The 15,073-nt window shown below is 35.3% G+C and carries 14 protein-coding genes and 1 pseudogene; 11 read left to right on the top strand and 4 right to left on the bottom strand.

Features of this window, described 5'->3' with window-relative positions; all coding sequences use genetic code 11:
• Positions 1–12: 12 nt before the first annotated feature.
• From FFM65_RS07170 to FFM65_RS07145, 6 genes are all read left to right on the top strand, one after another.
• On the top strand, positions 13–2,109 hold the full coding sequence (locus tag FFM65_RS07170) for an AAA family ATPase (RefSeq protein ID WP_119318288.1): 2,097 nt from the start codon (positions 13–15) through the stop codon (positions 2,107–2,109).
• A 299-nt stretch (positions 2,110–2,408) separates the two neighbouring features.
• On the top strand, positions 2,409–3,734 hold the full coding sequence (locus FFM65_RS07165) for an NCS2 family permease (RefSeq protein WP_119318396.1): 1,326 nt from the start codon (positions 2,409–2,411) through the stop codon (positions 3,732–3,734).
• Positions 3,735–3,821: 87 nt separating this feature from the next.
• Complete coding sequence (gene dhaK / locus FFM65_RS07160) at positions 3,822–4,814, top strand: dihydroxyacetone kinase subunit DhaK (RefSeq protein ID WP_119318289.1); 993 nt, start codon at positions 3,822–3,824, stop codon at positions 4,812–4,814.
• A 13-nt stretch (positions 4,815–4,827) separates the two neighbouring features.
• Positions 4,828–5,415 (top strand): dihydroxyacetone kinase subunit DhaL, encoded by a 588-nt coding sequence (gene dhaL / locus FFM65_RS07155; protein ID WP_119318290.1) that lies wholly within the window; start codon positions 4,828–4,830, stop codon positions 5,413–5,415.
• Positions 5,416–5,417: 2 nt separating this feature from the next.
• On the top strand, positions 5,418–5,786 hold the full coding sequence (dhaM, locus tag FFM65_RS07150) for a dihydroxyacetone kinase phosphoryl donor subunit DhaM (protein WP_119318291.1): 369 nt from the start codon (positions 5,418–5,420) through the stop codon (positions 5,784–5,786).
• 142 nt (positions 5,787–5,928) lie between these two features.
• Complete coding sequence (locus FFM65_RS07145; protein ID WP_137610105.1) at positions 5,929–7,575, top strand: aryl-sulfate sulfotransferase; 1,647 nt, start codon at positions 5,929–5,931, stop codon at positions 7,573–7,575.
• A gap of 47 nt (positions 7,576–7,622) precedes the next feature.
• Here FFM65_RS07145 and FFM65_RS07140 read toward each other — a convergent pair whose 3' ends face one another.
• Entirely contained in the window at positions 7,623–8,003 is a 381-nt protein-coding gene (locus tag FFM65_RS07140; protein WP_119318292.1) for a DUF4430 domain-containing protein, read from the bottom strand.
• A 327-nt stretch (positions 8,004–8,330) separates the two neighbouring features.
• Here FFM65_RS07140 and FFM65_RS07135 point away from each other — a divergent pair, with 327 nt between their 5' ends.
• Genes FFM65_RS07135 through FFM65_RS07125 form a run of 3 tightly spaced genes read left to right on the top strand, consistent with a single transcriptional unit; the run spans position 8,331 to position 11,234 of the window.
• A complete protein-coding gene (locus FFM65_RS07135; protein WP_307722443.1) occupies positions 8,331–9,053 on the top strand; it encodes an energy-coupling factor transporter transmembrane component T in 723 nt (240 codons plus the stop codon).
• Positions 8,987–10,582 carry an ABC transporter ATP-binding protein gene (locus tag FFM65_RS07130; protein WP_162897959.1) on the top strand — a complete coding sequence of 532 codons (1,596 nt, stop codon included), beginning with the start codon at positions 8,987–8,989 and terminating at the stop codon, positions 10,580–10,582. The genes FFM65_RS07135 and FFM65_RS07130 overlap by 67 nt, the downstream gene beginning before the upstream one ends.
• Positions 10,572–11,234 (top strand): ECF transporter S component family protein, encoded by a 663-nt coding sequence (locus FFM65_RS07125; protein WP_245954245.1) that lies wholly within the window; start codon positions 10,572–10,574, stop codon positions 11,232–11,234. Before FFM65_RS07130 ends, FFM65_RS07125 begins: the two co-directional genes overlap by 11 nt.
• A 46-nt stretch (positions 11,235–11,280) precedes the next feature.
• On the opposite strand, the gene FFM65_RS07120 is transcribed toward FFM65_RS07125, so the two are convergent.
• Positions 11,281–12,000: an MIP/aquaporin family protein gene (locus FFM65_RS07120; RefSeq protein WP_119318296.1), complete on the bottom strand. Its 720-nt coding sequence runs from the start codon at positions 11,998–12,000 to the stop codon at positions 11,281–11,283.
• Positions 12,001–12,156: 156 nt separating this feature from the next.
• Here FFM65_RS07120 and FFM65_RS07115 point away from each other — a divergent pair, with 156 nt between their 5' ends.
• Together FFM65_RS07115 and FFM65_RS07110 are read left to right on the top strand one after the other, a co-directional pair.
• Positions 12,157–12,726, top strand: a complete 570-nt coding sequence (locus FFM65_RS07115; protein WP_119318297.1) for a cob(I)yrinic acid a,c-diamide adenosyltransferase — start codon at positions 12,157–12,159, stop codon at positions 12,724–12,726.
• Between the two features lie 8 nt (positions 12,727–12,734).
• Positions 12,735–13,343 (top strand): annotated as a pseudogene (locus FFM65_RS07110) (sugar O-acetyltransferase).
• 29 nt (positions 13,344–13,372) lie between these two features.
• Here FFM65_RS07110 and FFM65_RS07105 read toward each other — a convergent pair.
• Positions 13,373–14,167 (bottom strand): Cof-type HAD-IIB family hydrolase, encoded by a 795-nt coding sequence (locus FFM65_RS07105; RefSeq protein ID WP_119318298.1) that lies wholly within the window; start codon positions 14,165–14,167, stop codon positions 13,373–13,375.
• 75 nt (positions 14,168–14,242) lie between these two features.
• On the bottom strand, positions 14,243–15,049 hold the full coding sequence (locus FFM65_RS07100; RefSeq protein ID WP_119318299.1) for a Cof-type HAD-IIB family hydrolase: 807 nt from the start codon (positions 15,047–15,049) through the stop codon (positions 14,243–14,245).
• Between the last annotated feature and the right edge of the window lie 24 nt (positions 15,050–15,073).

Here is a 15,073-nt window from a genome sequence, read left to right as displayed (position 1 = left end):
GGAGGCTTTTATATGGCAAGATCATTTTGGGATGGAGATCCATTTAACGACAATATGGACGAAATATTTAGAAGATTAATGAGTCAACAAAACGGTAATTCACAAGCTAAGTATTATGTGAATGGCCAAGAGTTGACTCCTGAAGAATTAGCAAAATATCAAGAAGCAAGAACTGCTGGGGAAAATATCCCTATCAGCGATAATAAACAAACAAAAAATGGCACGATGTTAGAGAAGTTAGGTCGTAATTTGACCCAAGAGGCTAAAGATGGACTTTTGGATCCAGTTATTGGCCGTGACAAAGAGATTCAAGAAACAGCTGAAGTTTTAAGTCGGAGAACGAAGAATAATCCAATTCTCGTTGGTGATGCTGGTGTTGGTAAGACTGCAGTAGTTGAGGGTTTAGCACAAGCCATCGTCAAAGGTGACGTACCTGAAGCTATCAAAGACAAACAAATTATTTCAATTGATGTTTCATCTCTTGAAGCAGGGACTCAATACCGTGGATCATTTGAGGAAAACATTCAAAAACTTTTGCAAGAAGTTAAAAAGGCTGGCAATGTCGTCTTATTCTTCGATGAAATTCATCAAATCATTGGTGCTGGATCAAGTGGCTCCGATTCTGGTAGCAAAGGTTTAGCTGACATTATCAAACCAGCTTTGAGTCGTGGCGAGATTTCTATTATTGGTGCTACAACGCAAGATGAATATCGTAATACGATCATGAAGGATGCTGCTTTGGCAAGAAGATTCAACGATGTAACAATCAATGAACCAAGTAAAGATGCTACGGTGGCTATTTTGAAAGGTTTACGTAAATCATACGAAGATCATCATCATGTAAAACTACCTGACAATGTATTGAAAGCCGCAGTCGATTATTCAGTTCAATACATTCCTCAGAGATCATTACCAGATAAGGCAATTGACCTGATCGATATGACGGCAGCTCACTTGGCAGCCAAAAATCCTGTAACTGACAAAGTAAGCTTGGAAAAAGATCTCAAACAAGCTGAAGCTGATAAAGAAGCTGCTGCTAAAAAAGAAGATTATGAAAAAGCTGCTAGTTTGAAGAAACACATTGAAGAACTACAAGCAAAACTAGATAAAGGTGACGAGCAAACCGATGAACCAGTAGCAACCGTTAACGATATTGCTGAATCCGTTCAAAGATTGACTGGTGTACCCGTATCACAAATGGGTGCCAGCGATATTGAACGTCTCAAAGATATGGGCAAACGTTTAAAGAGCAAGGTTATCGGTCAAAACGAAGCTGTTGACATGGTAGTCAGAGCTATTCGTCGTAACCGGGCTGGTTTTGATGACGGCAATCGTCCAATCGGTAGTTTCTTGTTCGTTGGACCTACTGGTGTTGGTAAGACGGAATTAGTCAAACAATTAGCCAAAGATATGTTTGGTAGCAAGGATGCTATCGTTCGTTTGGATATGAGTGAATATTCAGACTTAACAGCGGTATCCAAATTGATTGGTACGTCAGCTGGTTACGTTGGCTATGAAGATAATGGCAATACTTTAACTGAAAAGGTTCGTCGTAATCCATATTCCATCGTTTTGTTAGATGAAATTGAAAAGGCTAACCCTCAAGTATTGACCTTGTTATTGCAAGTTATGGATGACGGTCGTTTGACTGATGGACAAGGAAATGTTGTTGATTTCAAGAATACGATCATTATTGCTACATCTAATGCTGGATTTGGTAATAAAGCAACTGAAGACGAGAAGTTGATGGATAAATTAGCTCCTTACTTCAAACCAGAATTTTTGAATAGATTCAATGGCATCGTTGAGTTTACCCATCTATCAAAGAAGGACTTGAATCAAATCGTTAACTTGATGTTAAATGATGTCAATACTAACTTGGCTAAGAAACAAATCACTTTGGAAGTCACACCAGAAGCTAAAGAATGGTTGATCGATGAAGGATATGACGAAGCCATGGGAGCAAGACCATTACGTCGTGTTATTGAGCAACAAATTAGAGATAAAGTAGCTGAATTCTATCTCGATCATTTGGACGTTAAAAACTTAAAAGCTGATTTAGTTGATGGAACTATTAAAATTTCAGAAAAATCAGCTGTTACAAACTAATATTTCTGAAAAAAGAAGACTTGAACGTTTCTTGTTTGAGTCTTCTTTTTTTGTGAAAAATTAAGTAAAATCCGAACAATAGCGTTACACGTAACTATAAAATCACTTAAAAAACAAAATATATTAATAAAATAATAGTAAAATCCGAACAATATAAATAAAAAATAATAAAATGTTTCTAATTTACTTGTAAAAACCCGAATAATCTGCAATACTAGAAAAGTTCGAAAAAAAGTTTTTATATTTTCTAAGGGGCGTTTATTGTGAATTCATTACAAGATGGACGGAATTTAAGTTTTATGGAACGTTTATTCCATCTCGAAGAAGCCAAAACAAATGTTAGACGTGAGATTTTAGCTGGTTTAACAACGTTTGTATCCATGGCTTATATTTTATTTGTTAATCCACAAGTTTTGGGAGACTCGGGGATGAACAAAGGATCTTTATTTACTGCTACAGCATTAACTGCCGTCGTTGGTTCAATTTTGATGGGAATTTTAGCTAACTACCCAATTGCGATTGCACCAGGTTTAGGCGACAATGCCTTTTTCAGTTATTCTGTCGTTATAGCGATGGGAATTCCTTGGCAAACTGCCATGGCTGGAGTCTTTGTAGCTAGTTTGATTTTCTTAATTCTTTCATTAATGAAAATTCGTGAAGTAGTTATTAATGCTATTCCCAAGGACCTGAAGTTGGCGGTGGCCGCCGGGTTAGGTATCTTCATTGCCTTTGTCGGTCTGCAAGGTGGGGGATTGATCACGGCTAGTAAGTCCTCATTAGTAGCAATTGGATCATTTGCCGTTCCAACTACTTGGTTGACGATTGTTGGATTGTTAGTAACAGCAATCTTGATGGCTCGTAAAATTCCTGGAGCTATTTTTATCGGGATGGTCTTTACGACTATTGTGGGCTTAGTTACTAAATTAATTCCTATGCCATCACATATTGTTTCAGCAATTCCTAGTTTAAAACCAACTTTTGGTGTTGGGGTAATGCACATTTCAGATATTACACATCCACAATTATGGGCCGTCGTAATAATCTTCTTATTAGTAGCTTTTTTTGATACTGCTGGTACTTTGATTGGTTTAGCTGAGCAAGTTGACGTTATGCAAGACGAAGATGGTAAAATGCCAAGAATTGGTCATGCTTTGATGGCTGATTCGATTTCAATGGTCAGTGGAGCTGTCTTTGGTACAACTCCTCCAACAGCTTATGTTGAATCTTCAGCAGGTATTGCTGTTGGTGGTAGAACTGGTTTAACTTCAATTACAGTCGGCGTTATGTTTGCTTTATCAATGTTTTTCTCACCATTATTATCGGTTGTAACAACAAACGTTACGGCACCGGTTTTAATTATTGTTGGTACATTGATGGCGCAATCGATGAAAGGAATTAGATGGGATCGCTTTGAAATTGCTTTGCCAGCCTTTCTAACTATCGTTGGTATGCCTTTGACTTATAACATCTCCTACGGTATCGCCTTTGGTTTCTTGGTTTATCCAATTACCATGTTGGCTGCCGGTAAGAGAAAAGAAATCAATCCTATCATGTATGGATTGTTCGTTGTTTTCGTAATTTTACTTTATATCATTAATATTTTGCCTAAAGCTAGTTTGGCATAATGAAAAACTACTCTAATTTCTAGGGTAGTTTTTTTGTTATGAAAAAGCTGTATAATAAAATTTGTAAGCGTAAACAAGGAGGAGAATATGAAGAAGATTATTAATAATGTTGAGGATATTGTTCCTGAAATGATTTCAGGTTTAGTTAAAACCAATTCTGATTTAGTAAGACAAATCGACGGTACGACTGCTGTAGTTAGAAATGATAAGAAGTTTACTGAAAACAAACAAGTCGGTATCGTTTCTGGTGGTGGTAGTGGTCATGAACCATTGCATGCTGGTTACGTGGGCGATGGAATGCTCAGTGCCGCTGTGGCTGGAGAAGTCTTTACTTCACCAACTCCTGACCAAATTTATGAGGCTATCAAGGCGGTTGATCAAGGATTGGGCGTTTTGTTAGTAGTTAAGAATTACTCCGGTGACGTTATGAATTTTGACATGGCTAAAGAAATGGCTGAAGCGGATGATATTAAAATCAAGACAATAGTTGTTGACGATGATATTTCAGTAGAAAATAGTGAATTTACTCAAGGTAAACGTGGGGTTGCCGGTACTGCTTTAGTCGAAAAAATCGTCGGAGCTGCAGCTCGTTCTGGGATGTCCTTAGACGATGTTGCAACTTTAGGTCAAAAGGTTATCGACAATACTAAAACGATTGGAATTGCTCTCCATGCGGCTACTGTGCCCGCTGTAGGGCATCCTGGATTTGAATTAGGTGACGATGAAATTGAATATGGCATTGGTATCCACAATGAACGCGGCTATGCTGTCGAAAAGATTCAGCCTGCAAAAGATTTAGCACACGAATTGATTGAGAAGATTTTAAAAGAATTTGATGATAAATCAGGCAATTTTGCTATTTTAGTTAACGGTATGGGTGGAACACCTTTAATGGAACAATACATCTTTGCTAACGACGTTTTAAAAGAATTAGCTGATAAAGATATTGATGTTGAGTTTAGTAAAGTTGGTAATTTAGTTACATCGCTCGATATGCAGGGAATTTCTTTGACCATCATGAAAGCAGACAGTGAATGGATCAAATTCTTAAAAGAACCAGTTACAACAATCGCTTGGTAGAGAGGAAGATTCGATGAAATTAGAATTAATTGATGCAAAAAAATGGATTAATTTATTTGTAGAAAAAGTTCAAGCTAATAAAGCAAACTTAAACGAATTAGATACAGCAATTGGCGATGGTGACCATGGAACAAATATGGATCGTGGGATGAATGCTATCAAAGATTCTTTTGATAAAAAAGATCCGGAAAACTTAGCTGACTTATACAAAACAACTGCCTTTGCAATGATTCAAAAAGTTGGTGGGGCTTCAGGTCCTTTGTATGGAACGGCTTTTTTGGATATGTCTAAAGCAGTCAAAGCGGAAAATATTGAATTGTCCGATTTAATTCAAATTGGAACTGACGGTATCAAACGTCGTGGTCAGTCAGATGTCGGTATGAAGACGATGATTGATGTTTGGCAACCAGCTAGTGATGCTTTGAAAAACAATGCTTTCAATCAAAAAGTTATCGATTCAGCACTAGAAAATGTCAAAGATTTAGTTGCTACTAAAGGTCGTGCTAGTTATCTAGAAGAAAAATCTAAAGGTCATATCGACCCAGGTGCAGAATCAAGTGCATACTTATTTGAATCCTTATTAGAAGTATTGGGGGACTAAAAATGAAATATGGAATCGTAATAGTTTCTCACTCGAGTAAAATTGCCGCGGGAGTGAAGGATTTAATTTCTCAAGCAGCACCAGATTTATCAATAACTACCGCTGGAGGAACTGATGAAGGTGAAATTGGTTCTTCGTTAGAGAAAATTAAAACGGCTGTTGATGACAATACTGGCGATGAGATTTTGGCATTTTACGATTTAGGTAGTTCGAAAATGAATCTTGAAATGCTGATGGAAATGACTGATAAAACGATTCATAAGTATGATGTAGCTTTGGTAGAAGGCGCTTATACTGCTGCTACTTTAGCTCAAGTTGAGACTCCGTTGGCTGAGATTGAGAAGAATCTTCAACCATTAATAATTAAATAAATAAAGCCTAAAATTATCCCGAAGTAGATAATTTTAGGCTTTTTTTGAGCAAAATTTCATAGAATGTTCATAAAATATTGAAGGAATATAAATATTTATTTGGTAAATTATTCGTATAAGAATAAAAGGAGGGAATAATTTTTTGAGGAGGAGAGTCGTATTTTCTTTAATACCGTTATTATTTATTTCTTTTCTCTTAGTGGGATGTAGTCAAAGTAGCAATGATTCACAAGTACTATCCACCGCTCAGATAAAGAAAAATATCGGTTCAAAGCTTGTTACTACACGTGAGGATAAACAAGCGGCACTAACAAAGACTTACCAAAAAGTAGTCAAAAATAAAAAATATACATTGGATGATCCATATATTAAGGTCAATCCATATAAGACATCGCCATTAACTGCATTAGTAGTTTTCCAGACTGATCAAAAAGCGAAAGTTTCATATACTGTTGAGGGTAAAACTGATTCTACGGATATTACTAACAAGGTCAATGGCAATTCGAAAACTCATCAAGTACCTATAGTAGGTTTGTATGCTGATACTACTAATAATGTAACAATCAAAGTTACTTATGAGGATGGTACGACTGACGAAAAGACGATTCAAATTAAAACTGGTTCGTTGCCAAAATATGTCAAGAATGCCAAAATAACTGTCTCTAAGAACGATAAATCAAAGATGGATATCGGTGATAATAAATTAACTATCGTCAACCGTACGACCAAAGAGCCATTTGCAATTGATGCTGATGGAGAGGTTCGCTGGTATTCAACTGATTATTCGCAACATACGATCGAACAAATTTCTAATGGCCATATGTTAGTTTTGACCAAGAAAAAACAAGATTCGCAAGTATACAATGACTTGATTGAAACAGACGTTTTAGGTCGAGTTTATAAAGAATATACCTTCAGTACTAAGACGAAATCAAATGATTCAGGAAACGCTAAGGATGAAACAACCTTGATTCACCATGATTTAGTTGAATTGCCGAATAAGGATATTTTAGCTACTGTCAGTGATGGTTCGAAGTACAAAGAAGACGTTATGGTTCAGATTTCTCATAAGACCGGTAAGGTAGTTAAAGTTATCGATTTGAAGAAGATCTTGCCTAGCTCAATGTACAAGAATTACAAGGCTGGTTCGGATGGTAAAGTCGACTGGTTCCATCAAAACGCAGTTGATTACGATGCATCTGATAATTCGATTATGATTTCAGGACGTAATCAAGATATGATTATGAAATTGAATTACAAGACTGATAAAATAGTCTGGATTTACAGTGGTAAGAAGAAGTCGTCATGGCCTAAGAAATATCGCAGTAAAGTTTTAACACCAACTAAGGGAACCTCAATTACTGGTGGTCAACATGGGTTGTATCTCTTGAGTAAGGATAAGGATTCCGAAGATGTAATCTTATATGACAACAACATCGATGTTACAAACGGTGATAAGAAGACTAGCGGCAAGTATTCACAAGCCGTTCAATATCATATCGATACTAAGAATATGACTATTGATCAAACGTGGTCTTATGGAAAAGATTTGGGTAAAGCCAATTTTACTAATATTATCGGGTACGCTGAAAGAGAATCTAATGGTAATACTTTAGTTGATTTTGGATTTAAGAATAATGGTAAAGAAAGCAATATTATTGAAGTCGATCAAGCTGGTAATCAAGTCTTCAATGTAACAATTGAAAATGCCGCTTCCAAAGCTTATGTCTATAGAGCATATCGAGTTCCATTTTATGCAAGTTCTTACACATTTGACGTTAACAAATAAAAAATGCATTCAACATCTTCCACTTGGAATTGTTGAATGCATTTTTATTAGCCGTTATATTTTGAAAGCTTGAATTCGACTTTATCTTTGTTGTGTAATTTCTTCTTATCAGCTGAAACATTAACTTGTTTCTTGTTGACGGTAAAAGTCCAGTAAATTTTTTTCTTAGTATTTTGTTTATGACCATCGATCTTTGTGATGAAACCATCTTTGTCAGTAACTTTCCAGGCCTTTTTCAAACCTTTAGAAACAGTGGTATTTTTCTTTAAAGTTAGAGTTTTCTTGGCGATTTGTTTCTTGTTCTTCTTCAAGACGTAAGTTACTTTGATATTCTTAGTTGACTTAGCTTGAACGGGTGTTGCAGCAGCTGGAGCAAATACTCCTAGTAACATCAATAATGTAGCTAAAAATGCAGCAATTCTTTTCATCGATAAATTCCTCCTCATAAATTAAACACGATTTCAATTATAACAAAATAAAACTTTCTTGAATCATTTAGTTTTTTAAAGTTAATAAGTTAGAATAAGAATATTGGATAGGAGGTGGAGATATTGAATCAGTTAGTTTTTCATTTTCAAAAAAATACTAATAATTTGGTGATATTTGCTTATTTAGCCAATGTCATTTTGATATCTTTACTGTTTAATAATCCAATTATTATTACGGGCATATTAATTTCATTATTAGTTGTATCATTTTATACACGACAGGAAAAATTCAAAACGTATTGTAAATTTTCTGGGATAATTTTTCTGGTGACGGTCTTGTTTAATTTGATTTTGAATCAACGTGGAAATAACCTTTTGTTGACACTGCCTCTGATTAAAATTACGACTGAATCGCTTAGTAATGGTATTATTTTGGGTATTTCATTTGTTAATTTGTTGTGGGCTTTTTATTTGTATGATGCGTTGATTAGAATCAAAGTCATTTTTGAACTGTTAGCAAAATTTTTTAAGAGTGTGGCGATCGTTTTTGTTTTAACGATTAAGTTTATTCCTAGAATTATTGCTATTTATCATGAAACTAAAGAGTTAAATAAATTTCGAATTTATGAAGAGTCAAAAAAATTTAGTCAAAAAATCAAAAAGACTATGACACTTACGGAAGTGGTGTTGAATAAGTCAATTGCTAATTTTATGAATGTGGCCGATGCCTTAACTTTGAAAGGTTATGAACAAAGACAACAAAAGGTTGGAAAAACTGATTTTAGAAACAGTGATTGGGTAATTTTGTGTACTGTTTTAATATCAGTAATAATCAATCTAATCTTAGTGATTTTGAAGGTTGGTAAAATCAATTTTGGCTCAGCTAATTTATCGATTCAAATTGACATTAAAATTTGGATAATTATGATTTTGGATAGTTTGTTAATTTTATTGCCATTAATTTCAGGAGGATGGGCGTACTTATGGTGGAAATACTACGTTTCAAAAATTACAGTTTCCAATACTACAACAGCCAAAGACTTTCGTTAGACAAGATTAATTTTGCGCTCAACAAAGGTGATTTTGTAGTAATGATTGGTGAGACTGGCAGTGGCAAGAGTACATTGTTAAAACAGTTATTGCCAATAGTTGATGGCAAAAGTTTTGGAAGTATTGAAACCGAATTGTTACGTGATACTAATCATTTTTCTTACGTCTCACAATTTGTGGATAATCAGTTGATCATGGAAACTCCTAGGGATGAATTGAAATTTATCTTAGATAATCAAGGTCAATCTGACGATGAAATTAGCTTGAGAATCGCTGAAATCGCTAGCTTTTTAGGAATAATTAATTTGTTAGATGAACCAGTTAAGAATTTATCTGGTGGTCAAAAGCAATTAATCAATTTAGCGAGTGCTTTGATTTTGAAACCGCAAGTTTTATTGTTAGATGAACCCACTTCACAACTTGATCCAATAGCAGCTGAGAAATTATTACAAATGGTCCACAAGGTCAATGTTGAATTTGATATGACAATTATTTTAGTGGAACACAAACTAGATCAAGTAATACAATATGCGAATCGTTTAGTCGTGATGGAAGCTAGTCACTTGATTGTTGATCAGAACATTAGTGAAGCATTGCAAACTATCTTTAACAATCCCCGTTATAGGAATTATTTAACGCAAGTGGATCGTCTATTCTTAGAATTGCATTTACCGGAACAAATTGTTTTACCTTTAAATAATAAAAAGTTAAGTTCAATCATCCATCATCATCAAGCTGAATTGAACTTTAGAGATAACGAGGTTCCAATTCAAAGTGACAGTGAGTTGTTCTCAGTGAGTCGATTGAATTTTCGCTTTAATTATAATGGCAACGAAATCGTTGATAATGTCAGTTTTAAATTGATGAAGGGCTTATCTTATTGCGTAGTTGGTCCCAATGGTATGGGGAAGACGACTCTACTCAAAGTCATTACGCAACAACTGCAGAAACAATCTGGCCAAATTTTGTTTGCCGGACAAAAAATAACTAAAGATTTTTATCGTAATGTATTTGTATTGCCACAAGATCCAGCAACTTTATTTGCCAAAGATACAGTTTCAAAGGAATTAGAATTTCAAATTGAATTGAGTCAAAGTCAGCAAAAAGTGGCGGATGTTTTAAAAGCTTTTTCATTAGAAGGATTAGAGGATGTCAGTCCTTATGATCTAAGCGGTGGTCAACAAGAATTTTTGGCCTTGGCCTTGGGATTTATCAAAAATCCCCAAATCTTGTTCTTAGATGAGCCGACAAAGGGCTTAGATCCTAATAAGCGCATGGAGTTAGGTCGACGTCTTAAAGATTTTCAGGAAAAGGGTGGCACAGTTTTTGTCAACAGTCATGATTTACTATTTGCAGCCCAGTATTTTGATCAAGTGGCGTTGATGTTTAGTGGCAAATTGAGTGAATTCAATAGTCCGCAAATGTTTTTCAGTCACAGATTTTTTTATACAACAGAAATAAATAAAGCTTTGAGAGATATTTTCCCCAAAGCTTTAACATGGAAGGATATTGAACGACTTGAATCGTAAATCAACAATTTTATTAGTATTATCACTGTTAGTTTTAGTTTTAATGGCCGTCTTTTCTAGTCGGAATTATTTGTTATTCTCATTTGGATTTTTGATTGTGACTCTAGGAGTTTATTTTTGGAGATTTGAAAAGTCACAACACAATTCTAAAGAGATAGTTTTTATTGCTATTGTTTGTGCTTTAGCAGTTGTTGGTAGAATAATTTTTGCAGCGTTGCCATCTGTAAAGCCAGAATTATTTATCTTAATTATGGGAGCAGTCGTTAGTGGTCCGGAGACTGGTTTTTTAATGGGAACAATCATTGCCCTGACATCTAATATGTATTTTGGTCAAGGTGTTTGGACGCCATGGCAAATGTTTGCATTAGGTATAATTGGGTTAATTTCAGGATTAATGAGTAGTGATGTTCCTAGATGGCTCTTAGTTGTTTGGGGATTCTTCAGTGGCTTTTTGATGGGATGGATTATGGATATTTATTACATTATCGGTTACGTTGATCCAATTACTATTAAGAGCATCCTCACATCAATCATGGCCAGTTTTTATTTTGATTTTGTTCATGCTTTGTTTACCGGTGTTTTATTGTTGTTTGTGGGTAAACGGTGGATAAAGTTATTCAATAATTACAAACAAAAATATGATTTATTTTAAGCATTAAAAAAGCGAGCCTATCGATTTAGGTTCGCTTTTTAAATTATTACGGAATTAATAGATATAAGAATGCGCCAACAGCACCACCAGCTAAAGGTCCTAAGATAGGAACCCAACTATAAGCCCAATCGGAATCGCCTTTGTTGGCAATTGGTAAGATTTGATGGGCAATTCTTGGTCCAAGGTCACGGGCTGGATTAATCGCATAACCTGTTGTCCCACCAAGTGAGAAACCGATAGCTGTGATTAATAATCCGACAACGATGGGATTCAATCCTTCAGTAAATTTACCACGTGTGAAGGCTAATAGTGCAAAGACTAGGACAAATGTACCAATGAACTCACTTAAAAAGTTAAAGAAGTAATTTCTAATAGCAGGTCCAGTTGCGAATACTCCCAAAATGGCGCTGGAATCTTCTGTTTCTTCCCAATGTGGATAGTAGTTGAGCCAAACGATAATGGCACCAACGATACCACCTAAGGTTTGGGCAATCATATAAGGGATGACGCTTGACCAAGGAAAGACTCCGGCAATAGCCATACCTAATGTAACTGCTGGGTTCAAGTGGGCTGGACTTAAGAAGGCTGAGCAGTAAACCCCCAAAGTTACTGCAAGTCCCCAACCAAGAGCAATGGCAATCCAGCCAGAACCTTCGGCCTTAGATTTTTTCAATGTAACAGCGGCGACAACTCCGTCACCAAGTAAGATCAAAATTAAAGTACCAACGAATTCCCCTACTAGCTGTAAGGTTAAACTATCATTCATGTAATCTCCTCCAATTTCACAATGACTGCGCTTACATGTGATATTATACATAGGTACGAGAGATAAAGCTACGGTTATTCATTGTGAAATTATTGATAATTTATTATAGAGTGTATGATAATTATTCATACACATAATTATATGAGGAGTACATGGATGAAAATTTATACTAGAACTGGTGACAAAGGAAAAACTAGAATTATTGGCAATGATGTTTTATATAAATCAGCTCAACGAATCGATTCTTACGGAACTGTTGATGAATTAAATTCATTAGTTGGGGTGGTAATTGCTAACCTATCAGAAAAGACAGAAGTTTTGAAGGATGAATTATTGGAAATTCAACAATTATTATTCGATTGTGGAACTGATTTGGCTGTTTCGCCGACCGATAAGAAACATGAATTTATTTTTAAAGCTGACAATGGTTCAGTCGATTGGCTAGAAAAAAAGATTGATGATTATTCAGCTAAAGTACCTGTAACTAAAAAGTTTATCTTACCTGGCGGATCAAAAACAGCAGCTAATTTACATATGGCAAGAACGGTAACTCGCCGTGCAGAAAGAGAAATTGTGGCTTTGATGCAAGAAGAACCAATTAATGAGTTTGTTTTAAAATTCATTAATCGTTTGTCAGATTATTTCTTCGCAGCGGCACGTTTTAGCAATGTTCTTGACGGTGTCGAAGATATTCAATATCGTAATAGTAAACCTGTTTTTAGATAGGAGAAAATATGCGCTCACAAAAAGAAAGAATGTTATCCGGCGATTTGTATATTGCTGATGATCCAGAGCTTGCCAAGGATTTTCATAAGGCTAAGGGATTGTTGCGTGAGTACAATCAAACGACTGAATATCAAGAAACTGATAGACAAACAATTTTGAAAGATCTTTTCAAGCAAAGTGGCAAGAAGATTCATATCGAACCACCGTTTTATACAGATTATGGCTGTAACACCGTTATAGGAGAGAATTTCTATAGTAATTATGACTGTATAATTTTAGATATTGCTAACGTCACGATTGGCAACAATGTTATGTTTGGACCACGAGTAAGTCTTTATACAGCAGGTCATCCAATCGATGCAGTTATTCGCAATGAACATTATGAGTATGGTAAACCTATAACGATTGGTAATAATGTTTGAATTGGAGGAAATGTGGTCTTCAATCCAGGCGTAACAATTGGAGACAATGTTGTAATTGGTTCTGGATCCATTGTCACTAAGGATATTCCTAGTAACGTTATAGCGGTTGGGAATCCTTGTAAGGTTTTACGTGAGATTAACGATAAGGATAAAAAGTATTGGGAAATAGAAAAACAACGTTATTTTGAACAATAAAAGAGCATGTGGATTGTCCACATGCTCTTTTATATATCAAAAATTTCTTCTAGGTGAGCAATAACGCCTTGTTGATTATTGTTGACTGTGTGATATTTGGCAGTTTTTAAAACAATAGGTGAACCATTTTCCATAGCAACACTGTGACCAACATATCTCAACATTTCCAAGTCATTACCACCGTCACCGAAAGCACACATTTCCTCAGGCTTAATGTTTAATTTTTTTGATAAATATTCTAGGCCATAGGCTTTGTTAACATCAGCTCTTACGACATCAATATCACCATGACCACTTGATGGAATAGCAACTTCGGGTCCGATTAGATCGGCTAATTTTTGCATATACAGTTCTGTTTCATCATCGGGGCAATTACAAGAAAATTTCAAAACATTGTCATCAACTGTTTTAAAGTCGTCAACTAACTTAATCGTTGGAAAGTAGAAGGTACTAATTTTGATAAATTCGGGAGTTGAGCTTTTTAAAACATAAGCAGATTTTTCGCCACACATGACGACTTGAATTTCATCCAGACTGTTTAAAAGATCGATTACACGCATCTTCAAATCATCACTGAAAACGTCAGAACGAAAAACTTCATTGTGACTACCGACTAAAGCACCATTCTCAGCTACGAATAAAGTTTCTGGGAAATCTTTGAAGAAACTTCTCAATTGATCGTATTGATTTCCACTAGCGGAAACGAATTGAACGTCATTTTGGAGCATATAATCATAAACTTTTTGAAATCTAGATTTATCGAAGGTCTTTTTATCGGTTAAAAAAGTACCATCCATATCGGTTGCAACTAATTTGATTGTCATATTATTAAATCCTTTCAAGTTTGACTTAATTGTAGAGGAGAGTTCAAAGAACTAGCAATCGAAATAATTAATTTTTTAAAAAACTTTTTTAGTTAAAATTTTGGCAATTCCATCGTTATCATTGGTATCAGTAATGTAGTCAGCATGGGATTTAGCAAGATCTGAACCGTTACCCATGGCTACGGCTGTTTTGGCAAAATTGAACATTGGAATATCGTTTTGCTCATCGCCAAGAGCCATAATCTCATCCGGATTTATTTTGAGTGCATGGGCTAATTTTTTCAGACCGCTACCTTTGTTAACATCTTGGTGCATAATTTCCAAAAAGTTGCCGCCAGCACGAACGACATAATAGTCATTTGAGAATTGATCTTTAACAGGTTTTTCAAATTGATCAAGCTGTTCTTTTTCACCGACAATAGCAGCTTTTGTTATTTCAAAGTCATCATCTAGCTCATCAGGAGTACGAATTAAGATACCTGCTTTATTTTCCCAAGCCTGAATGACAGCAAAGCGATTAACATCATGATCAGAAGTGTAGACAGTACTTTTATCATCTAGGACATAATATGGCATATCGTTGATAGTGGCATAACTGACAATTTTTTGATAACTATCATTGTCCAAAGTATTTTTAGAAATGATTTTTCCAGAGACGGTCTCAACTAAAGCACCATTGTAAGTAATTACATATTGTTCATCACCACTGATACCTAATTCATTAAGATAAGGACTTACCCCAGCTAAAGGTCGACCAGAACAAAGAACGATTTTGATTCCCATTTGAAGGGCTTTTTGCAAGGCCTCTTTTGTTTGAATGGTAATTTTATTTTGTGAATTCAAAAGTGTGTCATCTATATCAATAGCGATTAATTTAATCATAAGTACTCCTTTTTTAATTTAGTT

This window comes from Companilactobacillus formosensis (genome assembly GCF_005405305.1).
Lineage (GTDB): Bacteria > Bacillota > Bacilli > Lactobacillales > Lactobacillaceae > Companilactobacillus > Companilactobacillus formosensis.
This window is presented reverse-complemented; position numbering and strand designations above follow the sequence as displayed.